This window comes from Actinoallomurus liliacearum (assembly GCF_039542035.1).
GTDB lineage: Bacteria > Actinomycetota > Actinomycetes > Streptosporangiales > Streptosporangiaceae > Actinoallomurus > Actinoallomurus liliacearum.
In genome coordinates, this window is the sequence record NZ_BAABHJ010000005.1 from 858606 (window position 1) to 882006 (window position 23401).

29 protein-coding genes are annotated in these 23401 nt (G+C 71.9%); 19 read left to right on the forward strand and 10 right to left on the reverse strand.

Translation table 11 applies throughout. The annotated features are described in order from the left end of the window. The first annotated feature begins 50 nt into the window (after positions 1-50). Positions 51-218: a hypothetical protein gene (locus tag ABD978_RS11975; RefSeq protein WP_345353027.1), complete on the forward strand. Its 168-nt coding sequence runs from the start codon at positions 51-53 to the stop codon at positions 216-218. A 262-nt stretch (positions 219-480) separates the two neighbouring features. Here ABD978_RS11975 and ABD978_RS11980 read toward each other — a convergent pair whose 3' ends face one another. Continuing rightward, positions 481-768 carry a hypothetical protein gene (locus ABD978_RS11980; protein ID WP_345353029.1) on the reverse strand — a complete coding sequence of 96 codons (288 nt, stop codon included), beginning with the start codon at positions 766-768 and terminating at the stop codon, positions 481-483. 140 nt (positions 769-908) lie between these two features. On the opposite strand from ABD978_RS11980, the gene ABD978_RS43845 reads away from it, so the two are divergent. Genes ABD978_RS43845 through ABD978_RS43850 form a run of 3 tightly spaced genes read left to right on the forward strand, consistent with a single transcriptional unit; the run spans position 909 to position 1784 of the window. Beyond that, positions 909-1178: a helix-turn-helix domain-containing protein gene (locus tag ABD978_RS43845; RefSeq protein WP_425550709.1), complete on the forward strand. Its 270-nt coding sequence runs from the start codon at positions 909-911 to the stop codon at positions 1176-1178. Continuing rightward, complete coding sequence (locus ABD978_RS11985) at positions 1072-1704, forward strand: DUF5753 domain-containing protein (RefSeq protein ID WP_345353031.1); 633 nt, start codon at positions 1072-1074, stop codon at positions 1702-1704. The genes ABD978_RS43845 and ABD978_RS11985 overlap by 107 nt, the downstream gene beginning before the upstream one ends. Then, positions 1692-1784, forward strand: a complete 93-nt coding sequence (locus tag ABD978_RS43850; protein ID WP_364397635.1) for a DUF397 domain-containing protein — start codon at positions 1692-1694, stop codon at positions 1782-1784. Before ABD978_RS11985 ends, ABD978_RS43850 begins: the two co-directional genes overlap by 13 nt. A 102-nt stretch (positions 1785-1886) precedes the next feature. Here ABD978_RS43850 and ABD978_RS11990 read toward each other — a convergent pair whose 3' ends face one another. Further along, positions 1887-2672: a thioesterase family protein gene (locus ABD978_RS11990; protein ID WP_345353033.1), complete on the reverse strand. Its 786-nt coding sequence runs from the start codon at positions 2670-2672 to the stop codon at positions 1887-1889. 360 nt (positions 2673-3032) lie between these two features. Here ABD978_RS11990 and ABD978_RS11995 point away from each other — a divergent pair, with 360 nt between their 5' ends. The 4 genes from ABD978_RS11995 (at position 3033) to ABD978_RS12010 (ending at position 6739) form a co-directional block, all read left to right on the forward strand. Continuing rightward, positions 3033-3773 (forward strand): flavin reductase family protein, encoded by a 741-nt coding sequence (locus ABD978_RS11995; RefSeq protein WP_345353035.1) that lies wholly within the window; start codon positions 3033-3035, stop codon positions 3771-3773. 204 nt (positions 3774-3977) lie between these two features. Beyond that, on the forward strand, positions 3978-4379 hold the full coding sequence (locus ABD978_RS12000; RefSeq protein WP_345353037.1) for a cupin domain-containing protein: 402 nt from the start codon (positions 3978-3980) through the stop codon (positions 4377-4379). Positions 4380-4577: 198 nt separating this feature from the next. Beyond that, entirely contained in the window at positions 4578-6050 is a 1473-nt protein-coding gene (locus tag ABD978_RS12005) for an MptA/MptB family glycosyltransferase (RefSeq protein WP_345353039.1), read from the forward strand. A 56-nt stretch (positions 6051-6106) separates the two neighbouring features. Further along, positions 6107-6739, forward strand: coding sequence for a flavin reductase family protein (locus ABD978_RS12010; protein WP_345353041.1), 633 nt, complete (start codon positions 6107-6109; stop codon positions 6737-6739). Positions 6740-6786: 47 nt separating this feature from the next. Here ABD978_RS12010 and ABD978_RS12015 read toward each other — a convergent pair whose 3' ends face one another. Together ABD978_RS12015 and ABD978_RS12020 are read right to left on the reverse strand one after the other, a co-directional pair. Beyond that, positions 6787-6972, reverse strand: coding sequence for a hypothetical protein (locus tag ABD978_RS12015; RefSeq protein ID WP_345353043.1), 186 nt, complete (start codon positions 6970-6972; stop codon positions 6787-6789). After that, positions 6959-8209, reverse strand: coding sequence for a PspC domain-containing protein (locus ABD978_RS12020; protein ID WP_345353045.1), 1251 nt, complete (start codon positions 8207-8209; stop codon positions 6959-6961). The genes ABD978_RS12015 and ABD978_RS12020 overlap by 14 nt, the downstream gene beginning before the upstream one ends. Before the next feature lie 128 nt (positions 8210-8337). Between ABD978_RS12020 and ABD978_RS12025 the strand changes: the two genes are divergently transcribed. Beyond that, positions 8338-9504, forward strand: a complete 1167-nt coding sequence (locus tag ABD978_RS12025; protein WP_345353047.1) for a PspC domain-containing protein — start codon at positions 8338-8340, stop codon at positions 9502-9504. Further along, on the forward strand, positions 9501-10172 hold the full coding sequence (locus ABD978_RS12030) for a LuxR C-terminal-related transcriptional regulator (RefSeq protein WP_345353049.1): 672 nt from the start codon (positions 9501-9503) through the stop codon (positions 10170-10172). The genes ABD978_RS12025 and ABD978_RS12030 overlap by 4 nt, the downstream gene beginning before the upstream one ends. Here the strand turns inward: ABD978_RS12030 and ABD978_RS12035 are convergent. Then, positions 10169-10663 carry a beta-class carbonic anhydrase gene (locus tag ABD978_RS12035; RefSeq protein WP_345353051.1) on the reverse strand — a complete coding sequence of 165 codons (495 nt, stop codon included), beginning with the start codon at positions 10661-10663 and terminating at the stop codon, positions 10169-10171. The genes ABD978_RS12030 and ABD978_RS12035 overlap by 4 nt on opposite strands. A 101-nt stretch (positions 10664-10764) precedes the next feature. Between ABD978_RS12035 and ABD978_RS12040 the strand changes: the two genes are divergently transcribed. Further along, positions 10765-10986 carry a hypothetical protein gene (locus ABD978_RS12040; protein ID WP_345353053.1) on the forward strand — a complete coding sequence of 74 codons (222 nt, stop codon included), beginning with the start codon at positions 10765-10767 and terminating at the stop codon, positions 10984-10986. Between the two features lie 10 nt (positions 10987-10996). Here ABD978_RS12040 and ABD978_RS12045 read toward each other — a convergent pair whose 3' ends face one another. The 4 genes from ABD978_RS12045 to ABD978_RS12060 form a co-directional block, all read right to left on the reverse strand. Next, positions 10997-11434, reverse strand: a complete 438-nt coding sequence (locus ABD978_RS12045) for a GNAT family N-acetyltransferase (RefSeq protein WP_345353055.1) — start codon at positions 11432-11434, stop codon at positions 10997-10999. A 159-nt stretch (positions 11435-11593) separates the two neighbouring features. Further along, positions 11594-12142, reverse strand: coding sequence for a hypothetical protein (locus ABD978_RS12050; RefSeq protein WP_345353057.1), 549 nt, complete (start codon positions 12140-12142; stop codon positions 11594-11596). Positions 12143-12322: 180 nt separating this feature from the next. Then, positions 12323-13264 carry a nucleoside hydrolase gene (locus ABD978_RS12055; RefSeq protein ID WP_345353059.1) on the reverse strand — a complete coding sequence of 314 codons (942 nt, stop codon included), beginning with the start codon at positions 13262-13264 and terminating at the stop codon, positions 12323-12325. A 55-nt stretch (positions 13265-13319) separates the two neighbouring features. Further along, the gene (locus tag ABD978_RS12060) at positions 13320-14039 is read right to left on the reverse strand and encodes a PIG-L deacetylase family protein (protein ID WP_425550710.1); all 720 of its coding nucleotides are present in this window, start codon (positions 14037-14039) and stop codon (positions 13320-13322) included. Positions 14040-14119: 80 nt separating this feature from the next. Here ABD978_RS12060 and dhaK point away from each other — a divergent pair, with 80 nt between their 5' ends. The 8 genes from dhaK (at position 14120) to icmB (ending at position 21792) form a co-directional block, all read left to right on the forward strand. Beyond that, entirely contained in the window at positions 14120-15115 is a 996-nt protein-coding gene (gene dhaK / locus ABD978_RS12065; RefSeq protein ID WP_345353063.1) for a dihydroxyacetone kinase subunit DhaK, read from the forward strand. Then, positions 15115-15723 carry a dihydroxyacetone kinase subunit DhaL gene (gene dhaL, locus ABD978_RS12070; RefSeq protein WP_345353065.1) on the forward strand — a complete coding sequence of 203 codons (609 nt, stop codon included), beginning with the start codon at positions 15115-15117 and terminating at the stop codon, positions 15721-15723. The genes dhaK and dhaL overlap by 1 nt, the downstream gene beginning before the upstream one ends. 47 nt (positions 15724-15770) lie before the next feature. Then, positions 15771-16394 carry a MerR family transcriptional regulator gene (locus tag ABD978_RS12075; protein ID WP_345353067.1) on the forward strand — a complete coding sequence of 208 codons (624 nt, stop codon included), beginning with the start codon at positions 15771-15773 and terminating at the stop codon, positions 16392-16394. Positions 16395-16440: 46 nt separating this feature from the next. Beyond that, positions 16441-17043, forward strand: coding sequence for a MerR family transcriptional regulator (locus ABD978_RS12080; RefSeq protein ID WP_345353069.1), 603 nt, complete (start codon positions 16441-16443; stop codon positions 17041-17043). Next, positions 16928-17347 (forward strand): dihydroxyacetone kinase phosphoryl donor subunit DhaM, encoded by a 420-nt coding sequence (dhaM, locus tag ABD978_RS12085; RefSeq protein ID WP_345353071.1) that lies wholly within the window; start codon positions 16928-16930, stop codon positions 17345-17347. The genes ABD978_RS12080 and dhaM overlap by 116 nt, the downstream gene beginning before the upstream one ends. Before the next feature lie 43 nt (positions 17348-17390). Next, on the forward strand, positions 17391-19706 hold the full coding sequence (pcrA, locus tag ABD978_RS12090) for a DNA helicase PcrA (RefSeq protein WP_345353074.1): 2316 nt from the start codon (positions 17391-17393) through the stop codon (positions 19704-19706). 128 nt (positions 19707-19834) lie between these two features. Further along, on the forward strand, positions 19835-21298 hold the full coding sequence (locus ABD978_RS12095) for a right-handed parallel beta-helix repeat-containing protein (RefSeq protein WP_345353076.1): 1464 nt from the start codon (positions 19835-19837) through the stop codon (positions 21296-21298). A gap of 92 nt (positions 21299-21390) precedes the next feature. Then, on the forward strand, positions 21391-21792 hold the full coding sequence (gene icmB, locus ABD978_RS12100; protein WP_345353078.1) for a coenzyme B12-dependent isobutyryl CoA mutase small subunit: 402 nt from the start codon (positions 21391-21393) through the stop codon (positions 21790-21792). Between the two features lie 3 nt (positions 21793-21795). On the opposite strand, the gene ABD978_RS12105 is transcribed toward icmB, so the two are convergent. Beyond that, positions 21796-23187, reverse strand: a complete 1392-nt coding sequence (locus tag ABD978_RS12105) for a glycoside hydrolase family 15 protein (RefSeq protein ID WP_345353080.1) — start codon at positions 23185-23187, stop codon at positions 21796-21798. Positions 23188-23401 lie beyond the last annotated feature (214 nt).

Here is a 23401-nt window from a genome sequence, read left to right on the forward strand (position 1 = left end):
TGGAAAGCCTCGCAGCGGGCGGGGTAGACAAAGAGGGAGCAGTGATTCAAATGGCCGATGACTGGAAGATCCTCGAGTCCTGCACGGACGGCCAGGGGCACAGCTACGGCGAGCCCAAGGACGTCCAGTACAAGGACGGGAACGGCGCGACCCAGACCGTCAAGCGGGCCGAGTGCGACAACGGCTGCGGGACCGGCCGCGTCAGCTCGGAGTACTAGGCGTCGGCCGACGAGACAGCGGCTCGCGGCGAGGCTGATCCGGCCTTGGCGCGCTGAACGCGGGAGCGGCTCCGTACTCCGTACGGGGCCGCTCTTTCCTTTCCCCTGGAGGAGTGACCGAGTGTCCGTATCGAAGCGGACGGAACGCTCGGTGAAGGGGTGAGTCGCCCGCTGGTTCTGCGCCCTATCGGCTGGTCCCGGATGTCGGTCACCGAGCCTTCGGCGCGCCCGGGGCCGGGGCGCGCATGGGTTCGACGGGAGGTCATCGCTTCGGCGGGAGGGGAACGGAGATGACCTTCTTGATGAGCCGCACCGCCTTGTCGATCTCCTCCGCGCCGCAGATCGGCTTGTCCCAGGACCACCACCAGCAGAGGCGTTCGTTCTCATCCGGCTTGGCCGTGATGATCTCGGCGAGGTGATTACTGGTCCCCGGGACGTGGACGTAGATCCGGGTGGGGCCCTGCTGCTGGGCGTCCAGGCCGGCCTCCTGGCACGCGCTGGTCAGTCTTCCGGCGAGCTCGTGAACGTCCTCGGTCGAATTCTCGATCATCGTCACTCCTTGCTGTCGATTGACTACAAAGATTGACCGAGAAGTCGTACGCTAGGAGCCCCCAATAGCTGGACCGTGAGCACACAACAGGCACGTCCCCCGGTAGTGCGAAAGGTGTGCAGGAGATGTCGGAAAACCGAATGACCGCGCGGCAGTTCGTCGGCAAGGAGATCCGTCGCGCCCGCGAATCGAAGCAGCTCACCCGCGCCGAGCTGGCGAAGACCTTTCCGGTCTCGGAATCCCTCATCGCCTCCTGGGAAAACGGGCGACTCATCCCCGAAGCCGGAATACCTACCTCACCTAATGAGCACTTTGGGGCTTCCCGCCCTAATCCTGCGTATACTCGACGATCTGGTCAGCAGGGAGGTCGCACCCGAGTGGCTCGGCAAATGGACGGAAGCGGAGGCTGATTCGTCGGCCCTGCTCGCGTTCGCGCCGCTCGTGGTGCCCGGTCTCCTGCAGACGGATGACTACGCCCGCGCGGTCCTCTGTCTCGGGAAGCCGGCTCCCCTTGATCTCGAGGGGCAGGTGAGCGTGCGACTGGCGAGACAGAAGGTGCTGACCCGCGAGGACCCGCCGCTCTACCACGCCGTGCTCGACGAGGCGGTGATCAGGCGCCCGGTCGGCGGCCCGGAGGTCATGCACGATCAATTGATGCGACTGGTGGAGCTCTCACGACGCGATCACATCATCGTCCAGGTGATCCCGTTCAGCGTGGGGGCGCACGCCGGATTCGCCGGCGGCCCGATCGAGCTGGCGAGCATCGACGGCGCGGAGGTCGCCTACGTCGATAATGCGCTCCGCGGGGACGTGGTAGAAAAAACGGAAGACGTGGCAGCGATCCGGCGACTCTGGCAGATGCTGAGCGCCAAGGCGCTGCACGAAGACGCATCCATCGAGCTCATCACGAAGGCAGCGGAAACATGGGCAACCTGAGCTGGCGTAAGTCGACGCGCAGCACGAACAACGGCGGTAGCTGCGTCGAAGTCGCCGTTGTCGAGGAGAGCGGCAAGTAACGTGAGCGGCGCCGGATAGGCGCCGTTCCCCCGGACGTCCCCCGTCCTTGCTTACCGGAGCCAAGGGCGGGGGATTTCTCATGTCCGGCGGCTGCGGCGGGATCAGCGCTCGCGGATCAGGAGGGGCTGGTTGACGTCGCCGATACGGCCGTCGGGGTCGGAGACGGTGGCGTGGGTGACGCCGAGGCCGTCGTCGGCCAGGTGGGTGCGGCAGGCCAGGTGCACCCACTCGCCGTCGGGGTGGCGCAGGAGCGTGGTGGTCATCGTGGGCGGGATGGACAGCCAGTCCTGGATCGGCAGCGTTGCCGACAGCCCGTTGGCGGCGTCGGCGACGATCAGCGTGCGGGCCAGGCCGGTCATCTTCTGGCCCGCGATCAGCGGGATGCGTACGCGGGTCCAGACCTCGGCGAAGCCGGAAGGTCCGTGGCCGCCGCGAATGAACCGCCATTCGATGGCCTGGCCATAGCCCCAGTCGTTCATACCGAGCAGTGAGTGCCACTCGTCCGGTTTCTGGGGGATCGGCGGCGGCGGGACGCGTTCGGTCTCCGCCGGTGGAGTCGGGCCCGTCGCGATGTGCCAGGTGCGGGCCGTTACGGCGGTCTTCTCGTCGACGACCAGGTGCGCCTCGGTGAGGCGGACCTGCCGGCCGGGCCGCAGCGTGGTGACCTCAATGCGGGCGGGACGGCGCGGAATGGGGACGAGGAAGTCCACCGAGATCCGTGCCAGGCGCATCTCGGGCCCGACGGTGGCGTCGATGACGTGAGCCAGCAGCGCGGTCGGGGGTCCGCCGTGCTGCGCGCTGCTGTCCCAGGGGCTCTCGGTGGCGATTGTCGGCTCGTAGACGTCGTCGCCGGCCGGTAGGTAGAAGGCGTCGGGCTGATCGCTCATGCCCCAATCCTCCGGGACGAGGTCGCGGCCGTGGCAGGGGGGCCTTGGTCTCGCTGGGCGGCCCATCGCGTTTCGTGCTGTCTACTGAGCGGAGAAATCTCTCCGCTCAGTAGACAGTCCTGGCGGACACGATGTCACCTCGGCGGGCGCTTTGCCGGAGCCGCCCGTTCCGTTCCCGGGGCGGTCCTCAAAGCCGTACCGATCGGTGGTCGGCTCCGCGCCGGGCTTCTGCGGTCGCCCGAACGTTCGCGTACGCGTCCTGCGCCTCGAACCTCGGGTCGGATTTTCGCCAGCGGACGCGGACGAAAAGGGGCAAGGTCGTCCAGGGTCGAAGATCGCAGCGGCGTGAGGACGGGGAAGATGCACAAGGTCGCCGAGTTGAAGGTGCTCTACTTCGGGACGCCGGTGGTCCTCATCGGCTCGCGGAACGAGGACGGTTCCTCGAACCTCGCGCCGATGTCGTCGGCGTGGTGGCTGGGCGACTGCGCCATGCTGGGCCTCGGCAACACCGGCCAGACGACCGCGAACCTCCGGCGGGAACGCGAGTGCGTGCTGAACCTCGCGTCCTCGGCGATGGTGGACGCGGTCGACCGGCTGGCGCTGCTCACCGGGAGGCCCGACGTGCCCGAGGGCAAGCTGCGGCAGGGGTACCGCCACGAGCGGGACAAGTTCGGGGTGGCCGGGCTCACCGAGCAGCCCGCCGACCTGGTGAAGGCGCCGCGCGTCGCGGAGTGCCCGATCCAGCTCGAGTGCGTGGTCGAGGCGATCCACCCGTTCGAGGGCCCGGATCTGCGCGCGACGGCGTTCCAGGTGAGGGTCGTCCGCGCGCACGTCGAGGAGGACCTGATCATTCCCGGCACGCACTACGTCGACCCGCTGCGGTGGGACCCGCTGATCATGAAGTTCTGCGAGTTCTTCGGCGGCGGCCAGAACGTCCACCCGTCCCGGCTCGCCGAAGGATGGGAGATGCCGCACCGGATGAACCACTCGGGCGGCGATTCGACGCGGGGGTCGACCAGGCCCGGCGGGACCTCGGCTGCCATGTCGTCGCCGCCCGGCGCCCCGGTCGAGACGGATCGCGCGTCGAGGGCGACCGCGTAGCGGTCCTTGCGAGGACGGCGCGGCGTTTGACGCGGTGCGGTAGCGGCCTGCACACTTGGTGTCATGCCAGCGCGCCTCATGCCGACCGCCCACGTGGCCCCTTGCCACGCGGTCGCCGCGCTGTGTCCTTCGTGTTGTTGTCGCTGACCCCGCTCAGACCGACCGTCAGCCTGCGGCATGCGCCGCGCCACCGAAGGACTCCCGGTGAACCTTTCCGTCATTCCGGATCTGACTCTGCAGGGCGCCGACAGCCCGTACGCCACCCGTCCGACCGTCACGATCGGCCGCCTGGCCGGGCTCGTCCGCACGCTCGCCGCCAGTCCCGTCGACTGGTGGCACCTCGCCCGTTTCGACGGCGTGCCCGTACGGCTGCCGGGCGAGGCGGAGATCTGGCTGTCCGCGTGGCCGCCCGGGTACCGCGCCGCTCCCGCCGCCGACGTGCTCGCGGTGCTCGCCGGAGAGCTGTCCGAGCGCACGATCACCGATCACGGCGTCGCCGAGCGTGCGCTACGGGCGAACCGGATCCGCGTGTACGGCGCCGGGCACCCGCGCGAGCTCCTGAACCCCGGCCCGGCGTACGCGGTCAGCCTGCACGCCACCGTCTAGCCCGGCGTACGAGGTCCGGTCCGGCGTACGGGGTGGGGCCGCACACGTCCGCTTGGCCCGGCGTACGAGGTCGGGCCGTACGCGCTCGCCCGGTCCGGTGTACGGGGTCGGGCGGCACGCGACCGTCAGATGAGCGTTCGGTGAACACCGTCTCTGACCCGCTGCAACTCCGATATTTCGGCCTTACGGTCATGTCACATGTCCCGCGTCTTTTCCTGGGTGATGCTGGGGGTGAGCATCGTCGCGATGGGCGCGGCGATGACGCTCGGCACCTCGGCGGCCGTGCCGTACTTCGGGCCGACCTGGCCGTTCCTGACCTTCGGCGGAACCCCGTCCTCGGCGACGGTCACCACCCTGACGTGGACCGCGGCGGTGGCCGCGGGAGCGGGGGTGCTCGCGGGGCTGTACGCCCTGCGTCGGGGCGCGTGGGTGAGCCCTCGGCGGCTGCTCGTCGCCGGGGCGGTCGCCGCCTGCGTCTACGCGCTGCTGCCGCCCACCGGCTCCGTCGACATGATGAACTACGCCATCTACGGGCGGATCGCCGACCTGGGCCGGGACCCGTACGTCACGACACCCCTGCGGCTCGCCCACACCGGTGACCCGGTCGGCCTGCTCCTGCCCAGCGGCTGGCAGCGGGTGCCGACGGTGTACGGGCCGGTGATGACGTTCATCCAGTGGCTCGCCGCGCACTTCGGCGGCAACTCGATGGCGCGGATCATCTTCCTGCTCAAGTGGGCCAACGCGGCCGCGTTCATCGGCACCGGGGTGATCCTGCACCGGATGACCGGCCCCGACCCGGTCCGCCGGCTCCGTGCCTGCCTGCTCTGGACGGCCAACCCGCTGATCCTGTTCTGGATGGTCGGCAGCGGGCACGCGGACGCCTTCGCGGTCTTCTTCCTGGTCGCGGCCCTGTACGCGGCGCGGCGCTCTGCCTTCGCGGGCGGCCTGCTGGGCGGCGCGGCGATCGCCGTCAAGGCGTCGTTCCTCTTCCCCGCCGCCGGGCTCGTCGTCGCCGCCTGGCTGGCCCCGGCGCGGTTCCGGCGCGCGTCGGCCGCCGTGGCCGGCCTCCTGCTGGTCGGCGGGGGCGGCTACCTGCTGGCCGGGCCGGCGGCGCTGCACTCGCTCAACGCGCGGCTCGGCCGCAAGAAGGACCGGTACCTGCCGGTTCCGGAGTACATCCTGACCCACCACGGCCTGTACGTGGTGTGGATGGGCGCGCTCGCGGTCGCGCTGACGGCCTTCCTGTGGTGGCGGTCCGGCCTGCCCTTCGCGCTGTGGCGACGGCCGTCCGACGCGGCACGGCGGCTGCCGCTGGACGTGCTGCCCGTGGCGGTGCTGGCGTTCGGCACCACGCTGGTCTCGCCGCTGCAGTACCCCTGGTACGACGCCATGCTGCTGCCGATCCTGGCGCTGCTGCCGTACCGTCGCCTGGACTGGACGCTGATCGTCCGGGGCGTCATGCTCGGGCTGTTCACGCTCCCCGGCGTGCGCGTCAACGGGTACCAGCACCTCGGCGTGCGGTGGGCCAACCTGCTCTGGCTGCTTGTCTTCGTGTTCATGGTGTGGTGGGGGACGCGCCGGACCGCCGCCGAACCACCCGCCGAGGCCACGGCCCTGGCCCCGCCGTCCGCCGCGTCACCGCCGTCGTCCTCGCCCGCCCCGGCCACGTAAGCGGCGGGGAACGTTTCGATGACAGGCCGAAATGTCGCGCACCTAGCGTGAGGATCATGATCAGTGAGACCTACGACGACGCGGGCGTCTCGGCGCCGCATCTGACGATCGCGCCGCGCATCCTCTACTTCGGGACGCCCGTCGTCCTGCTTTCCACCGAGAACGCCGACGGCGGCTTCAACCTCGCGCCGATGTCATCGGCGTGGGCGCTCGGCGACGTCGTGGTCCTCGGCCTGGGACCCGGTTCGCAGACCGCGGCCAATCTCGCCGAACGGCCGGATCTCGTGGTCAACCTGCCGGGGCCCGGCCAGTGGGAGGCGGTGGAACGGCTGGCGCCGACCACCGGACGTGATCCGGTCCCGCCGTACAAGCAGGGCGTCTTCAGCTACGAGCCGGACAAGTTCGGCACCGCCGGTCTGACGGAGGCGCCCTCGGAGGCGGTTCGGCCGCCGCGCGTTCGCGAGTGCCCCCTGCAGTTGGAGGCGACCGTCACCCGCCTGCGGCCGGACGCCGGCGAGTCGTTCCTCATCGCCGAGGCGAAGGTCCTGCGGGTCCATGCGGCGGAGGACATCGTCGTGCCCGGCACCTCCCATGTCGATCCGGCCCGCTGGAGCCCGCTGATCTACAACTTCCGGCACTATTTCGGCCTGGGGTCGCGGCTCGGCCGTACCTTCCGCGCGGAGTACTGAGCCCCGCTGGTGGTCCGCCGCGTCGGCGCGCCGCGCATGGAAGGCGTTCAGCGGGCGCGCGGTTCGCGGCGCCGGGCGCGGAAGATCACGCGGAACACGAGGACGACGCCCAGCGCCACGGGGATGCCCGGGAGCACCCAGGTGGGGGGACTGCCGGCGAGGTAGCGCATCGCGATGCCGAGGAACACCACCGCCGCGATCAGTGACGACAGGTCGAACCTATGCCGGGACACGCGTGACCTCCATGTCGCCCACCCTGCCGCGGAGGCGCAGCGCGATGGTCGGCGCCGCGCCCGCCGGGCGCACCTCCGGGTCGAGCACGCGGTTCACCTTGGCGCGCGGGCCGCTCGTGATCTGCCGGTCCACGGTGATGTCGCCGAGGAACGACTGCGCGTCGAGCTCGACCCGTGCCGTGGCGGGCAGCCGGACCGTGAGCACGCCGAGCGTCACGGTCGCGGTGACGCTGACGAGCTGCCCGGGGGCGAGCGGCACCGTGGTCAGGTCGACCGTGCCCTCCCCGATGACGACCTTGTGGGACTGCTCGGCGCTCGACACGTCGGCGGGGCGCCAGGCCATGGTGTGCGTCCTTCGCGCGACGGCCGGGTCGCCGGCGATCGAGCTCGATGCCAGTGCCAGAGACATGATCGCTCCAACGATGATCAGCTTGCGGTCCCGGCCGAACCAGGAGCCGATGAGAAGACCGGCCGCGACCACGACGAGTGCGCCGGCGATGATGATCTGAAGGCGGCCGAGATCCGGTCGCCGGTCGCCGGCGGCGTACAGCACGCCCGCCACCAGGACCGCGGTCACCAGCGTGCACACCGTCAGGTAGGACCTGCGCCGACGGGGAACGACCGGCGAGGGTCTCGGCGGCGAGGGGGGAGGCGGTTCCGTCGTGAACGGTTCCGTTTCGAGCGGTTGCGTTTCGAGCGGTTCCGCGCGCGCCAGACGAGCGAGATCGATCATACCGTCGGGCGCTCGATACGGGGGAGGGGTGGGGGCGGCCGGGGGAGCCCACGATGACAGCGGCCGGCCCTTCACGGCCTCCGGCAGGCCGCGCGCCATCCCCACCAGGTCGACGCCGCGGGAGCGCGCGACCAGGAGCGTCAGCGCGAACACCACGAACGCCGAGAGCGCGTCCGGCGACCCCCAGTCGCCCACGGCCGCGAGCACCGTCGCGGCGCCCAGCGCCGCGCCGAGCAGCGCCAGCGCGCCGTCGCCGTCGAACAGCCGGCGGCTGACCCGCTCGATCTTCGACGGCCCGCCGTCGGGCGCGCCCATCAGCAGGAACGCGCCGATGTACAGCAGGACACCGACCCCCGTCGTCAGGACGAGCAGCGCGAACCCCACACGGAACACCACCGGGTCGATGCGCGTGTAACGCGCCAGGCCGGCGCACACCCCCGTGATGAGCCGGCCCTCCTGCGCCCGGGTGAGCCGCCGTGGCGGCGCGCCGCTGTCCTCGGTCATGTGAACATCGTCGCGAACGCCGTCACCGATCACCATCCGGGACACCCCTGACCCGTCCCTGAGCATCTCGGGGTCGGCCCAGGGACAGCCCCGATGCGATCACGCGCGCAACGTGTGACGATCGGTGTGTGCCCGAAAACCCTGGTGAGGCCGCCGACGCTCCCCCGCGCCTCGAACGACGCGCCGACGGCCGGGTGGCCGCCGGCGTCTGCCGTGGCCTGGCCGACCACCTGGGGCTCGATCTCGTCATCGTCCGTGTGGGGTTCGCCGTGCTCATCGGCGCCGGCGTGGGTGTCATCCCGTACGTCGCGCTGTGGCTGCTCGTCCCGCCGCGGGCCGGCGTGCAGCCGCGCCGCGACTGGACCCAGCTGTTCGGGTACGGCGTGGTCGTCTGCGTGCTGTCGGCGTTCACGTTCACCTCGGTCACCGAACGCCGGGCGCTGTGGCCCCTCGTGGCGGGCGGCATCGGCGTCGGCCTCATCTGGCAGCAGGCCGACCCCGAGCATCGGCGGCGCTGGGTCCGCAACACCCGTTCCCTGTGGATCCGCAGCGTCGTCGGCGCCGCCCTCGTCATCGCGGGCCTGGCCGCCTTCCTGTTGCAGAACATCCAGCACCTCGGCCAGGTCCTGGTGGGCTCGACCATCGTGCTCGCCGGGGTGGGCGTCATCGTGGCGCCCTGGCTGCTGCGCCTGTGGCACGACCTCGACGACGAGCGCCGGGAGCGGATCCGATCACAAGAGAGGGCCGAAGTGGCCGCACACGTACACGACTCGGTGCTGCACACGCTCACGCTGATCCAGCGCAACGCGCACGATCCGAAAGAGGTCCAGCGGCTGGCGCGCGCCCAGGAGCGGGAGCTGCGCGCCTGGCTGTACCAGCCGAAGGCCGACGCCGAGCAGGCGCTCGCCCCGGCCGTACGCAAGATCTCCGCGGAGGTGGAGGACTACCACGGCGTGCCCATCGAGGTCGTGTGCGTCGGCGACTGCCCGCTGGAGGACCGGCTCAGCGCGATGCTGCAGGCCGCCCGCGAGGCCATGGTGAACGCCGCCAAGTACGGCGGCGGCCCGAACGGAGAGACGCCCTCCGTCTCGGTCTACGCCGAGGTGGACGGCGACGAAGTGATGATCTTCGTACGGGACCGAGGCCGGGGATTCGACCTCGACGGGGTACCGGCGGATCGCATGGGCGTCCGGGAGTCCATCATCGGACGCATGGAGCGCAACGGCGGCAGGGCGGAGATCCGCACGGCTCCGGGCGAGGGAACCGAAGTGAGACTGGAGTTGAAACGGTCATGACCCGAGTCGTACTGGTCGACGATCACCAGATGTTCCGCAGCGGCGTGAAGGCCGAGCTGGGCGACTCTGTGGAGATCGTCGGCGAGGCGGGAGACGTCGACGAGGCCGTGGAGGTCATCGCGGCGACCCGGCCCGACGTCGTGCTGCTCGACGTCCACCTGCCGGGCGGCGGAGGCGTCGAGGTGCTGCGCCGCGTGCTCGGCGGTGCCCGGAGCGGACCGGCCGAGGCGGCGTCGGCCGAACAGGCGGCGACGACGCGCTTCCTGGCGCTGTCGGTGTCCGACGCGGCCGAGGACGTCATCGGCGTGATCCGCGGCGGCGCCCGCGGCTACGTCACCAAGACGATCTCCGGCCCGGAGCTGACCGGCGCGATCGGCCGGGTGGCCGAGGGTGACGCCGTCTTCTCGCCCCGCCTGGCGGGGTTCGTGCTGGACGCCTTCGCCGCGACGGACGCGCCGTCCATCGACCCCGAGCTGGACCAGCTCACCCAGCGCGAGCGGGAGGTGCTCCGGCTGATCGCCCGCGGCTACGCGTACAAGGAGATCGCCAAGGAGCTGTTCATCTCGGTGAAGACCGTGGAGACGCACGTGTCGTCGGTGCTGCGCAAGCTCCAGCTGTCCAACCGCCACGAGCTGTCCCGCTGGGCCGCCGCCCGCCGCCTCGTCTAGAGGGTGACCTCGCGCAGCTCACCGGATTCGACGTCGAAGACGAACCCGCGCACGGAGTCCTTGTGCGGGACGAACGGGTTCGCCTTGATCCTCGCGATCGACTGGCGCACGTCCTCGTCCACGTCGGTGAACGACTCGACCGCCCAGTCCGGCCTGAGACCGGTGTCGGCGTACAACTGCTCGCGGAACCCGTCGTCCGTGATGCCCTGCATCCCGCAGCCGGTGTGGTGGATCAGGACGATCTCGCGGGTGCCGAGCATCCGCTGGCTGATCGACACCGAGCGGATCACGTCCGGGGTGACCACCCCGCCGGCGTTGCGGATGATGTGCGCGTCGCCGATCTCCAGGCCCAGCAGGCCGAACATGTCGAGGCGGGCGTCCATGCACGCGACGATCGTCAGGTGCCGCGACGGTGCGGCCGACATGCCCTCGGCGTCGAAGCCGTCGCGGTAGCGCCGGGCGTTGTCCAGGAGTTCATCGGTGACGGACATGAGTGACGGCTCCTCTACTCAAAGTGGATCACTACATTCCATCACGAAGTCCGTTTCCGGAATTCGCCGCCTCCCCTGGACCCGTCGCTACCATGGAGGCGATGTCAGATGACAGTGCGCACGAGCGGTACCTGCTCCTCATGGCGTGCGGGCGACTGAGGCTGAAGCCCACGACGACCAGGGACCTGGACCGCCTTCCCCGATACGTCGTCCCGGACGACGTATCGCCAGTGGATCTTCTCTTGGCCGAACGCGATGACGAGCGCATGCTGGACATCGCAAGCTCGGTCGGGTTGCCGACCGCGGCACCCGGGCTCGAATGACGGACCGCGGTCAGCGGCGGAGCATGGGGACGTGGGGGATGCCGTCCTCGACGTACTCCGGGCCGTCGACGACGAAGCCGTACTTCGCGTAGAAGCCCGCGACCTGCGTCTGCGCGTCGAGCCGCACCGTACGGTCGCCGACGGCCTCCAGCGCCGCCTCCATGAGCCGCCCTGCCAGCCCGGCCCCGCGCGCGTGCGGTGCCGTCACGACCCGGCCGATCCGCGCGCCGTCCGGGTCGTCCAGCACGCGCAGGTACGCCTCCGGCGCGCCCGAGTCGCCGGACAGCCAGACGTGGCGGGTGCCGGGCTCGGTGTCCCGGCCGTCCAGCTCCGGGTACGGGCAGTTCTGCTCGACGACGAAGACGTCCACCCGGAGCTTCAGCAGCGCGTACAGAGTGCCGGCGTCCAGCTCCGTGAACGACGCGACCTGCGGTTCGGCGTCACCCATGACCGACGATCCTAGTGCCGTGTCAATCAACGTTGGTCGTGGAATGACCGTGTTGGTTGATCCTCGCCTTGGGCGAGCAACTCCCCACTGGGGGGTGGGGCGGGCCTCGGCCGGCCAGGGGACCCTCGGGCGGTGCCGTGATGGGGGCGTCGTCGGGGGTCACGCCGGGACGGTCCGGCACCGGGGAGATGCCGTCCGGCTCGACGGTGCGTGATCACCACCGGGAACGGATTCCTCTCGCTGGTGGTGATGGGTCCGCCCACGCTGCGGTGGGCGATGTTGGCGCCGCCCCCGCACCCACAACGGCGGGCGCCCACGGGCGACCGCCAGTCGCAGGCGCTGCCCGTCGATGGCGAAGCTGCCGTAGCGGAACCGTACCGGCATCAGGCGGCGTTTTCGGCGCGGGAACCGCGCCGAAGTATCACCCTCGGCGCGGCGTTTGGCGGCGGCGAACCAGGCGTCGCTGTAACGACGCAGCACCCCTTCGGCGCACACCGAGTTCAACTCACCGAACGCGCCGGGCCCGGCCTGGTGCAGTTCTCGGCACAGCTGCTGGAAGTTGATGATCGGCGCCAGGCCGCGCTGCCGCCGCCACCGGTTCATATCCAGCACGCACGCCCACACGTCCCCGGCCGCGACCAGCAACCCGAAACACCGCCGCCGCTGCGCGGGCGTGAGGCGCAGGCCGACCCGGGCGGTGCGCAGCACCGCCCGACGGGCTCCAGGATCAATACGTCGAGGCACGGAGCGATTACAGCAGGTGCCTACGACAAAATCCGGCACCCCCTGATCGCCGGGGCAACCAGGCCGTTGGACAATTCCGAAGAATGGCCGATTACGCGAACAAGGTTATTTGACGCGGTACTAGGAAGCGGGCGGGCCCGCTCCTCACAGCAGGGCGGCGAGCAGGCGTTCCTGGAAGGCCGATACGTCGCTGCCGACGGCGACCTTGACGACCGGGCGGTCGCCCTCGTCGGCGTACGAGCGGCGGTCCCACAGGGTCGTGCCGCGGGTCCGCTCGCCGCGCAGCTCGACGCGTACGGGCCGCTCGGCGTACTCGCCGAGGGACGGGTCGACGGCCAGCATGGCGGCCAGCGCGTCGTGGACCACCACGCCCCGGGTACCGAGCGAGGCCGTGTAGGCGGCCGTGTAGAACTCCAGGATCCGCGCGGCGAACCGGGCGAGGTCGGAGTCCGCCTCGGCGAGCCGGTCCAGCCACACGCCGTCCAGCGCGGTCGGGTGGGTGGCGTCGAGCGGGACCAGCGTGACCGGCCAGCCCGCGCTCAGCACGAGCTCGGCGGCCTCCGGGTCGTGCCAGATGTTGGCCTCGGCGTGGCTGGTGACGTTGCCCTGGTGGTCGAACGCCCCGCCCATCACCACCACCTCGCGGAACATCGTCGGCAGCGACGGCTCCAGCAGCAGCGCGATGGCGAGGTTGGTCAGCGGGCCGACGGCCACCAGCGTCAGCTCGCCGGGCCGTTCCCGGCCGAGCCGGATGATCTGCTCCGGAGCGGAGATCTCGACCGGGCGGCCCGCCGGGGCGGGCAGGTTCGTGTCGCCCAGGCCGTCCGCGCCGTGCCAGTCGGGCGCGTAGTCCACGTCCTGGGCCATGGGGCGGACGGCGCCCACGGCGACCGGCACGTCGGGCAGCCCGGCGCGTTCGAGGACCCGGAGGGTGTTGAGCGCGCCGACCTCCGGGGCGACGTTGCCGTGCACGGTGCCGACGGCGACCAGCTCCGCCTCCCCGGCCTTCACGAGGCTGGCCAGGTAGAGCAGGGTGATCGCGTCGTCGACGCCGGTGTCGCAGTCGAGCAGGATCTTCGGTGCCACGTCGTCCGTTCCTCGTGGAGATGGTGATTCGGGAGAGGTCGTACGGCCGGGAGCGTTACTCGGCCGGGACGACCTGGAAGACCTCGGCCAGGCGGCCTTCGGGCAGGCCGCCGAGACGGGCGCTCGCGCCCATCCAGGTGCGCAGCATCTGCTCCAGGTCGTCGCGGTGGGAGACCTGGCTGGCGTGCGCGCGCAGCGCCGCGAGCTTGCGGTCGAAGACGTCGGTGACGTCGACGTACTGGTTCAGCGACGGCCCGCCGGTGATCCAGATCTCCCGGGCGGTCCAGGCCTCCAGCCCCTCGGCGCGCAGCTCCGGGAAGGCGTACGGGTTGCGGGCGTCGGGGTAGACGGCGTCGAACGCGGCCGAGCCGACCGCCCGGTGGTCCGGGTGCCCGGCGTAGATGCGCTCGTAGTTCCGCTCGGGGCTGGGGATGACGACCCGGTCGGGCCGGACCTGCCGGATCACCCTGGCGATGTCGCGGCGCAGGTCGAGGTTCGCCTCGACGCGCCCGTCCGGGTAGCCGAGGAAGCGCAGGTCGGTGACGCCGACGCACTTGGCGGCCGCGGTCTGCTCGGCCCGGCGCAGCGGGCCCATCTCCTCGCGCGGAACGTCGTCGTCGAAGCCGCCCGCGTCGCCGTCGGTGACGAGGAGGTAGGAGACCTCGATGCCCGCGTCCACCCAGGTGGCGACCGTGCCGGCGCAGGAGAAGTCGATGTCGTCGGGATGGGCCATCACCACGAGGGCGCGCTGAACGTCGTCGATCACGGTGGTCATCATAGGAAATCCACCGCTTTAACCCATCAATCAGCCACAACTCTGGCGCCCGAGGGGTCCTCAGAGGTATCCCGGAGACCATGAAGAAACTGATCGGTGAGGTCGACGACGTCGTCCTCGACACCCTGCGTGGCATGGCGGCCGCCCATCCGTCCCTGCGGGTGGACCTGGACCAGCGCGTCATCGTCCGCGCCGACGCCCCGCGTACGGGCAAGGTCGGGCTCGTCTCCGGCGGCGGTTCCGGGCACGAGCCGCTGCACGGCGGCTTCGTCGGGTACGGCATGCTCGACGCCGCATGTCCCGGCGAGGTGTTCACCTCACCGGTGCCCGACCAGATCCTCGCCGCGACCACCGCGGCGTCCGGCGGGGCCGGGGTCGTGCACATCGTGAAGAACTACACCGGCGACGTGCTGAACTTCCAGATGGCCGCCGAGCTGGCCGAGGACGAGGACATCGAGGTCGTGCCCGTCGTGATCGACGACGACGTCGCGGTCCAGGACAGTACCTTCACCGCAGGGCGGCGGGGCACCGGCGCGACCCTCTTCGCCGAGAAGACCGCCGGCGCGCTGGCCGAGGCCGGCGGGTCGCTGCAGGACGTCGCCGCCGTGGCCCGCGAGGTCAACGAGCGGACCCGTTCCTTCGGCGTCGCGCTCACCGCCTGCACCGTCCCGGCCGCCGGGCGCCCGACGTTCGAGCTGGGCGCGGACGAGATGGAGCTCGGCATCGGCATCCACGGCGAGCCCGGCCGCGAGCGTACGAAGCTGCGCCCCGCCCCGGAGATCGTCGACGTGGCGCTGTCGGCGATCGACGAGGACATGCCGCTGTCCGGATCGGAGGTCCTCGTCCTGGTGAACGGCATGGGCGGCACCCCGCTCATGGAGCTGTACGGCGCGTACGCCGCCGTGGCGGACTGGCTCGGCGGGCACAACGTGACGGTCGCGCGCTCGCTCGTCGGCAACTATGTGACCAGCCTGGAGATGGCGGGCGTGATGATCTCGGTCCTGCGCCTCACGCCGCGGCTCACCGAGCTGTGGGACGCGCCGGTGGAGACGCCCGGCCTGCGGTGGGGGCGGTGATGGACACTCGTCGCTGGATCGAACGCTTCGCCGAGCTGGTCGCGGCGGACGCCGACCGCCTGACCGGGCTCGACGCCGCGATCGGGGACGCCGACCACGGCGCCAACCTGAATCGCGGCCTGCGGGCGGCGGTCGAGGCCGTCGGGCCGGACCTGCCGCCCGGCAAGGTGCTGATGGCCGCCGGCCGGGCGCTGGTGTCCAAGACGGGTGGCGCGTCCGGACCGCTGTACGGCGGCGCGCTGCGCCGGGCGGGCAAGGCCCTCGGCGACGCCGCCGACGCGGACGCCGCCGCGCTGGCCGGCGCCCTGCGCGCCGCGCTCGACGCCGTACAGGAGCTGGGCAAGGCCGTCGAGGGGGACAAGACGATGGTCGACGCCCTCGCGCCGGCGGTCGCCGCGTACGCGGCCGCGGCCGGTGACGGACCGGCCATCGCCGCTCAGGCCGCCCTGGACGCGGCGGAGAAGGGCGCCGAGGCCACCGTGCCGCTGCAGGCGCGCAAGGGCCGCGCCAGCTACCTCGGGCCCCGCAGCGTCGGCCACCTGGACCCCGGGGCCGCCTCGACCGTCCTGCTGTTCCGCGCTCTCGCCGACGCCGCCGGGGAAGGGTGATCCGGCGGCTTGCGCCTGACGTGGCGTCAGGACCTACCGTCCCGTTCATGACGCCACACGCGGACACCGGCCGGACGCTGGCGGTGGGGGAGCTGGCCCGGCTGACCGGGCTGACCGTACGGACCCTCCACCACTACGACCGGCTCGGTCTGCTGTCGCCCGCCCGGGACTCGGCCGGCCGGCGGTGTTACGGCCCCCCGGAGGTTCGCCGCCTGCACCGGATCCTCGCGTTGCGCGGGTTCGGGCTGTCCCTGGCCGAGATCGCGGAGGTCCTGGACGGGGCGGGGACCGACCTGCGGGCGCTGCTGCGCCGGCAGCTCGAGCAGACCGAGGAGCGGATCGCGGCGGCCGAGCGGCTGCGCCGCACGCTGCTGGCGGTCATCGACGCGTCGGCCCGGAACGACGAGGGGGCCGGCCCGTCGGTCGAGGAACTCGTCGAGCTCATCGAGGTGATGATGACGATGGACCGCAAGCTGACGCGCGAGGAATTCGAGGACATGAACCGGCGGCGGCAGGAGGCGATGGACCGGTTGAGCCCGGAGGAGATCGCCGGGCTACAGCGGCGGCGCGCCGAGGCGGCGTCCCGGCTCAGCCCCGAGGAGCTCGAGGAGATGAGCCGACGGCGGCGGGCGCTCCTCCCCGACGGCGTCGACGTCGCCGATGAATCGTGACCGGCGGCTTGCGCCTGACCCGACGTCAGGACTTAGCGTCGCCGTCATGACGCCAGACGCGGACGCCGGCCGGACGCTCTCGGTGGGAGAGCTGGCCCGGGCCGGCGGGCTGACCGTACGAGCGCTCCACCACTACGACCGGCTCGGTCTGCTGTCACCCGCCCGGGATTCGGCCGGGCGGCGGTGTTACGGCCCGGCCGAGGTCCGCCGGCTGCACCGGATCCTCGCGTTGCGCGGGTTCGGGCTGTCCCTGGCCGAGATCGCGGAGGTTCTGGACGGCGGGGGGACCGAGCTGCGGGTGCTGTTGCGCCGGCAGCTCGAGCAGATCGAGGAGCGGATCGCGGCGGCGCAGCGGCTGCGCCGCACGCTGCTGGCCGTCATCGACGCGTCGGCCCGGAACGCCGAGGGGACCGGTCCGTCGGTCGACGAACTGGTCGAACTCGCGCGAATCCGACCGGCCGCGGGCCCGATCGGCCGCCAGCAGGATGAGGTGGGATGCATCAGATGTCCCGAAATGCGGCACCATCTGGTGCATGAGCACCGTGGGAATCGTGCTGATCTCGCACAGCCGGGCCCTCGCCGAGGGAGCCGCCGAACTCGCCGCCCAGATGGGTGTCGGCGAGGTCGCCGTACGGCCCGCCGGGGGTGACGGCGAGGGCGGCCTGGGCACGAGCATCGACCTCGTCGAGCAGGCCGTGCGGGAGGCCGACGGCGGGGCCGGTGTCGTGCTGATCGCCGACCTCGGCTCTTCCGTGCTGACCGCCCGGACGTACCTGGAGGAGCTCGAGGACGCCCGCGCCGGCCGCCCCGGCGATCCGGAGACGACGGTCGTGCTGGCCGACGCGCCGTTCGTCGAGGGCGCCGTCGCGGCCGCCTCGGCCTCGGCCGGCGGTGCCGACGTGACCGCCGTCGTCCGCGCCGCGAACGAGGCGTACGCCTTCCGCAAGACCTGAGAGCGGCGCGCGGCTGTCGCCGACACCCAATACTCTTCATTGAGTGTCGACGCTCGTAAGCCATCCTCTTCTCGACGGCCTCAATGCCGCCCAGCGCGCGGCGGTCGCCCACCAGGGCGGTCCCCTGCTGATCGTCGCGGGCGCGGGCTCGGGCAAGACCCGGGTCCTCACCCACCGGATCGCCTACCTCCTCGCCGAGCGGGGCGCGCAGCCCGGCGAGATCCTCGCGATCACGTTCACCAACAAGGCCGCCGGGGAGATGAAGGAGCGCGTCGACGCGCTCGTGGGGCCGCGCTCCCGCGCGATGTGGGTCATGACGTTCCACTCCGCGTGCGTGCGCATCCTGCGCCGGGAGGCGAAGCGGCTCGGCTTCCCGTCGAGCTTCTCGATCTACGACCAGGCCGACTCGCAGCGGCTGATGGCGCTGGTCTGCCGGGAGCTCGACCTCGACGCGAAGCGCTACCCGCCGCGGAGCTTCTCCGCCCAGGTCTCCAACCTCAAGAACGAGCTGATCGACTACGAGACCTTCCGCGACCAGGCCTCGACGCACATGGAGAAGACCCTCGCCGAGGCGTACACGATGTACCAGACGCGGCTGCGGCAGGCCGGCGCGATGGACTTCGACGACCTGATCATGACGACGGTCAACCTGCTGCAGGCCTTCCCCGACGTTGCCGAGCACTACCGGCGGCGGTTCCGGCACGTCCTCGTCGACGAGTACCAGGACACCAACCACGCCCAGTACATCCTGGTCCGCGAGCTGGTCGGGCAGTCCGGCGACGACCAGGTGCCGCCCGCCGAGCTCTGCGTGGTCGGTGACGCCGACCAGTCGATCTACGCCTTCCGCGGCGCCACGATCCGCAACATCCTGGAGTTCGAGCGCGACTACCCCGACGCGGCGGTCATCCTGCTCGAGCAGAACTACCGGTCCACCCAGACGATCCTGTCGGCGGCCAACGCGGTGATCGAGCGCAACGCCGACCGAAAGCCCAAGCGGCTGTGGTCCGACCAGGGCGAGGGCCCCAAGGTCAGCGGGTACGTCGCCGACAACGAGCACGACGAGGCCGCGTTCGTCGCCCAGGAGATCGACCGGCTCAGCGACGAGGAGGACGTCGCGCCCGGTGACGTGGCGGTCTTCTACCGCACCAACGCCCAGTCGCGAGTGTTCGAAGAGGTCTTCATCCGGGTCGGCCTGCCGTACAAGGTCGTCGGCGGCGTCCGGTTCTACGAGCGCAAGGAGATCCGCGACCTGCTCGCCTACCTCCGGGTGCTCGCCAACCCCGAGGACACCGTCAGCCTCCGCCGCATCCTCAACGTTCCCAAGCGGGGGATCGGCGACCGGGCCGAGGCGTGCGTGGAGGCCCTCGCCGGCCGCGAGCGGATCTCGTTCTGGCAGGCGCTGCGCCGCGCCGAGGAGGCGCCCGGCATCGCCACCCGCTCGCTGAACCAGATCAAGGACTTCGTCGCGCTGCTCGACGAGCTGCAGGACATGGTCGAGACCGCGACGCCGACCGACCTGATCGAGGCGATCCTGACCCGGAGCGGCTACCTCGCGGAGCTGGAGGCCTCCCGCGACCCGCAGGACGAGACCCGCATCGAGAACCTCCGTGAGCTGGAGTCCGTGGCGGCCGAGTTCGAGGAGCGCCTCGCCGCCGGCGTGGCCCCGCCGGCGGCCGGCCCGGCCGACGAGGAGGAGGCCGAGCCGGCGCCGATCGCTGCGGAGGGGCGGCTCGTGGAGTTCCTGGAGCAGGTCGCGCTCGTCGCCGACGCCGACCAGATCCCCGGCGGTGAGGCGGGGGTCGTGCCGCCGGGCGACCGCGGCCAGGAGGGCGTCGTCACGCTGATGACCCTGCACACGGCCAAGGGCCTGGAGTTCCCGGTCGTGTTCCTCAGCGGCATGGAGGACGGGGTCTTCCCGCACCTGCGCTCGCTCGGCGACGCCAAGCAGCTGGAGGAGGAGCGGCGGCTCGCCTACGTCGGTATCACCCGCGCCCGGCAGCGGCTCTACGTCTCCCGCGCGACGATGCGCAGCTCCTGGGGCGCCCCCTCGTACAACCCGCCGTCGCGGTTCCTCGGCGAGATCCCCGACAAGCTCGTCGAGTGGAAGGGCGGCGGCCAGGGCGCGCAGGCCACCCCGGCCATGGCGTCGCTGTCGCAGCGGCCGGGCGTGCGCTCCCCGGGCAACCGCGTGGTGCCCGCGCTGTCCCCCGGTGACCGGGTCGTCCACGACTCGTTCGGCCTCGGCACCGTCGTCTCGGTCGACGGGGCCGGCGAGAAGGCCGCCGCGACGGTCGACTTCAAGGGCGACTACGGGGTGAAGCGCTTCGTCCTCCGGTACGCGCCGATCGAAAAGCTCTGACGTCCCGTACGCGTACGCCAAGGGGCCGAAAAGGTTGCACGGCCGATATGGCCGGATGCGGGCGTCGACATGTGGCGCGCGGACCGTCATGATGCACCTGGGAGCACCTGCGGCCCGTTGGGAGGAAAATGGGGCGGTTCGCGCGGCGTCTCCTCGTCGCGGTCGTGTCCGCGCTGAGCACGACCGTAATCACGTCATCGGTTCTCGCGTCGCCCGCCGTGGCCGCCCCGGGACGGCCGGTGACGCCACCGGCCGGCGGTTACCACATTCCCGCCTACCGCCCGGCGCCGGCGACGCAGCGACTGGTGGTCTGCAAACCCGGCGCCCACCTGACCGGTCTCGCGCAGCAGTTGGCCGCCGAGTGCGGCTACCACGACATCCAGGCGGCCGTCGACGCCGTCCGGCAGCGCGGCACCACCATCTACGTCCTTCCCGGCACCTACCGCGAGCGGCCGAGCCTGGCCGCGCCGTCCGGGGCCTGCCGCGCGCTCGCCGACGCGGCCACCCTGACGTACGAGCAGCAGCGCGCCTGCCCCCACCTGCGCAACCTGATCAGCGTCTCCGGCCTGGGGGACCTGCAGATCGAGGGCGTCGGCGCCGGGGTCGTCGTCCAGGGGGACCGGCCGATCGGCGTCCGCGCCGACCACGCCGACGGCTTCTACCTGCGGGGCATCACGGTCGAGGGGTTCAAGGAGGACGGCGTGGCCGTCGTCGAGACCGACGGGTTCGCCCTCGACCGGGTCGTCGCGCGCGACGACGGCCAGCACGGGCTCGCGGCGTACGCCACCGACCACGGCGTGATCGCCGACTGCGAGGCGTCCGGCAACGGCGACGCGGGCATCGCCACGGCCTCCGCCTCCGACCAGCGCGGCGACCGGCTGTCCGTGGAGATCCGCGGCTGCCGTTCGCACGGCAATCTGATCGGCTACTCCGGGACGGCCGGGGACTCGGTGTACGTCCACGACAACGAGTTCTCCGGCAACGCCACCGGCGCGGTGCTCGACAGCAGCGTGCAGGCGGTCGGCATGCCGCAGAACCACGCGATGTTCGTGGCGAACCGTGTGTTCGGCAACAACGCCGACCCCTACCGCGACTGCGGCTCGCACTGCCCGGCGCGCGCGGTCCCCGTCGGCACCGGCATGCTCCTGGCGGGCGGCGACGAGAACACCTACGCGAGCAACTTCGTCTACGACAACTGGCGCTACGGCATCGCCCAGTACTGGATCCCGGCGAGCCGGCGCGGCGAGACCGACCCCGCCAAGCAGCGGGACACCTCGCACGGCAACCGCTACGTCGGCAACCTGATGGGCGTGACGCCGTTCGGGGCGTCCGCGCCGAACGGCGTCGACTTCTGGTGGGACGAGCAGGGCGACGGCAACTGCTGGCAGAACAACGCCTCCTCGTGGGGGCGGCCGCGCAGCGACCCGGCGGCCCTGCCCGACTGCGACCACCCCTCCTCCGGCGGGCCGTACGCCCAGCAGGGCAACCCCGCCAAGACCGCGGTCGTGACCGCCTGCGCGGGCTACGCCCCCGGCCGCCGGCAGCCCGCGGGCTGCACCTGGTTCACGGCGCCGTCGAAGCCCGCGGCCTGACCCGCGGTGCCGCGCGCGGGGCCGGTCGGCGCCGTTCCCGCGCGTAACGACTAATCTGCGGAACAGTCCACGTACCCCGGTAGGAGGCAGTAATGGCGGGTCCGATCCGCGTCGTCATCGCCAAGCCCGGTCTCGACGGCCATGATCGCGGCGCGAAGGTCGTCGCCCGCGCGCTGCGGGACGCCGGCATGGAGGTCATCTACACGGGGCTGCACCAGACCCCCGAGCAGATCGTCGAGGCGGCGCTGCAGGAGGACGCCGACGGCATCGGGCTGTCCATCCTGTCCGGCGCGCACATGACGCTCTGCGCCAAGGTGGTCGAGCTGCTGAAGGACCGCGACGCGCTCGACATCACGGTCTTCGTCGGCGGCATCATCCCGGACGCCGACATCCCCGAGCTCGAGAAGCTCGGCGTCGCGAGGATCTTCACGCCCGGCGCCACCACGCAGGAGATCGCCGAGTGGGTCCGCGGCAACGTCGGCGGCGACGACTGATCCTCAGCCCGGAGGAACCGGCAGCGGGGAGCGTTCGGCGCTGAGGGCCAGCACGACCAGGGCGGACGTCCAGCCGAGCGGGGCGACCCCGGCCTGCCGGCCGTCGTCGTCCACCTTCTCCGGGAACGACCCGAGCGACGAGCGGTGCGCGATCAGCCAGTCGAGCCAGTCGTGCTTCCCGAACCTGTCACCGATGGCCGCCGCCTCCAGCGCGAACAGGCCCGTCTCCGGGGTCCACGCCGCGCCGGCGCCGTACCTCTCGCCGGGCACCGCGCCGCCCTTCGGCAGCCGCAGCCGGTCCCGGATCCGGGCGACGGCGGCCAGCACACCGGGCGCGGGGGGCGCGAACGGCGGGGCCAGGAAGGTGACGGACGCGTCCACGGCCCCGCCGGGGATCGGCGAACGCGGATAGCCGTACGGCCCGAAGCGCCGCTCGATGGCCGTGGCCAGCCGGTCGGCGGCCCGGTCCCAGCGCTGCGCCGCCGCGGCGTCGCCGTGGTCGGCGGCCAGCGTGGCGGCGGCCCGCAGCCCGGCCAGCATGGGCGCGCAGACGCCGAGCGTCGGCGCCTGGGGCGCCTCCTCCCGTGCCGGGCTGCGCTCCCAGTAGTCCGGGGACGGCGGCGGCAGGCCGTCGCCGCGCAGCGCGGTCGCGGACCGGTCGGCGGCCCGGCGGACCATCGGCCACAGCGTGTCCAGGTCGACCGCATGGGGGTCCTTCGCGCGCAGGAACCAGGTCGCCCACAGCACCCAGCCGAGGCTGTCGAGCTGCACTTCCCGGCCGTCCGCGACGGCCGTGCCGTCGGGCAGGTAGCGGGCGGCCCACAGACCCGTCGGCGCCTGGGCGCGGGCGAGGAAGTACAGCACCCGCTGGGCGTCGCCGCCGTGCCCGGTCGCCGCGAACGCCGCGACCGTGAACGCCGCGTCGCGCGGCCAGACATAGTTCCACGCGCCGTACCAGGACGCGGTCGAGGCGCCGTTCGGCAGGGTCAGGATGCGCAGGTCGAGCAGGGCGCGGCCGGCCGCCTCGCGCTGTTCGGGCGTGCTGCCGGGAACCGTGCCGGCGGCCAGCCACGCCTGGTCGGAGTGGATCGCGTCGGTCACCCGTGAGTCGTCGCGGGGGAGGGTCACCGGTTCGTCGCCGCCGAACGGGATGAGCCGCGCCCGGCCGTCGGGGAGCAGAAGGACGTTGCTGTCCGGGGCGTACGAGCCGCCGGCCGCCTCCTCCGGCGCGATCGGGACCCGCGCGAACGGCCAGCCGCCGTTGCCGAGGAGACCGGGACTCCGCCACGGGGAGTCGCCGGGCCGCGGGAGGGCCGCGGCGCAGGTGGCGCTGAGCGAGGCCACGAGGAGCAGCAGGGCGACACGGCGAACGCTTCGTGCGGTCTTCCGCGTCACTCGTGCACCTCCCGTGCCGTCTCCTGCCCTTACCAGCGGCTTCCGCCGTCGATGACGTTCCAGTACATCAAACCGTGCAGGGCACTTTGGCGACATCGACTCCTTACCCGGCCGCCATCCGCGCGACGCGTTCGGGCGGACCCACCGGCCCCCGCCGTGTCGTAGAAGGACTAGGCTGCCTGGTCGGAGCGGACCGCTGGACGCGGTCGTTATC

Coding starts and splice junctions, on each gene's coding strand:
- ABD978_RS43845 (WP_425550709.1), top strand. CDS start 909: ATGACCGCGCGGCAGTTCGTCGGCAAGGAGATCCGTCGCGCCCGCGAA.
- ABD978_RS11985 (WP_345353031.1), top strand. CDS start 1,072: ATGAGCACTTTGGGGCTTCCCGCCCTAATCCTGCGTATACTCGACGAT.
- ABD978_RS12040 (WP_345353053.1), top strand. CDS start 10,765: ATGTCAGATGACAGTGCGCACGAGCGGTACCTGCTCCTCATGGCGTGC.
- ABD978_RS12010 (WP_345353041.1), top strand. CDS start 6,107: ATGATCAGTGAGACCTACGACGACGCGGGCGTCTCGGCGCCGCATCTG.
- dhaK (WP_345353063.1), top strand. CDS start 14,120: ATGAAGAAACTGATCGGTGAGGTCGACGACGTCGTCCTCGACACCCTG.
- ABD978_RS12080 (WP_345353069.1), top strand. CDS start 16,441: ATGACGCCAGACGCGGACGCCGGCCGGACGCTCTCGGTGGGAGAGCTG.
- ABD978_RS11975 (WP_345353027.1), top strand. CDS start 51: ATGGCCGATGACTGGAAGATCCTCGAGTCCTGCACGGACGGCCAGGGG.
- ABD978_RS12095 (WP_345353076.1), top strand. CDS start 19,835: ATGGGGCGGTTCGCGCGGCGTCTCCTCGTCGCGGTCGTGTCCGCGCTG.
- icmB (WP_345353078.1), top strand. CDS start 21,391: ATGGCGGGTCCGATCCGCGTCGTCATCGCCAAGCCCGGTCTCGACGGC.
- ABD978_RS11995 (WP_345353035.1), top strand. CDS start 3,033: ATGCACAAGGTCGCCGAGTTGAAGGTGCTCTACTTCGGGACGCCGGTG.
- ABD978_RS43850 (WP_364397635.1), top strand. CDS start 1,692: ATGGGCAACCTGAGCTGGCGTAAGTCGACGCGCAGCACGAACAACGGC.
- ABD978_RS12045 (WP_345353055.1), bottom strand. CDS start 11,434: ATGGGTGACGCCGAACCGCAGGTCGCGTCGTTCACGGAGCTGGACGCC.
- dhaL (WP_345353065.1), top strand. CDS start 15,115: ATGGACACTCGTCGCTGGATCGAACGCTTCGCCGAGCTGGTCGCGGCG.
- ABD978_RS12020 (WP_345353045.1), bottom strand. CDS start 8,209: ATGACCGAGGACAGCGGCGCGCCGCCACGGCGGCTCACCCGGGCGCAG.
- dhaM (WP_345353071.1), top strand. CDS start 16,928: ATGAGCACCGTGGGAATCGTGCTGATCTCGCACAGCCGGGCCCTCGCC.
- ABD978_RS11990 (WP_345353033.1), bottom strand. CDS start 2,672: ATGAGCGATCAGCCCGACGCCTTCTACCTACCGGCCGGCGACGACGTC.
- ABD978_RS12035 (WP_345353051.1), bottom strand. CDS start 10,663: ATGTCCGTCACCGATGAACTCCTGGACAACGCCCGGCGCTACCGCGAC.
- ABD978_RS12030 (WP_345353049.1), top strand. CDS start 9,501: ATGACCCGAGTCGTACTGGTCGACGATCACCAGATGTTCCGCAGCGGC.
- ABD978_RS11980 (WP_345353029.1), bottom strand. CDS start 768: ATGATCGAGAATTCGACCGAGGACGTTCACGAGCTCGCCGGAAGACTG.
- ABD978_RS12060 (WP_425550710.1), bottom strand. CDS start 14,039: ATGACCACCGTGATCGACGACGTTCAGCGCGCCCTCGTGGTGATGGCC.
- ABD978_RS12075 (WP_345353067.1), top strand. CDS start 15,771: ATGACGCCACACGCGGACACCGGCCGGACGCTGGCGGTGGGGGAGCTG.
- ABD978_RS12005 (WP_345353039.1), top strand. CDS start 4,578: ATGTCCCGCGTCTTTTCCTGGGTGATGCTGGGGGTGAGCATCGTCGCG.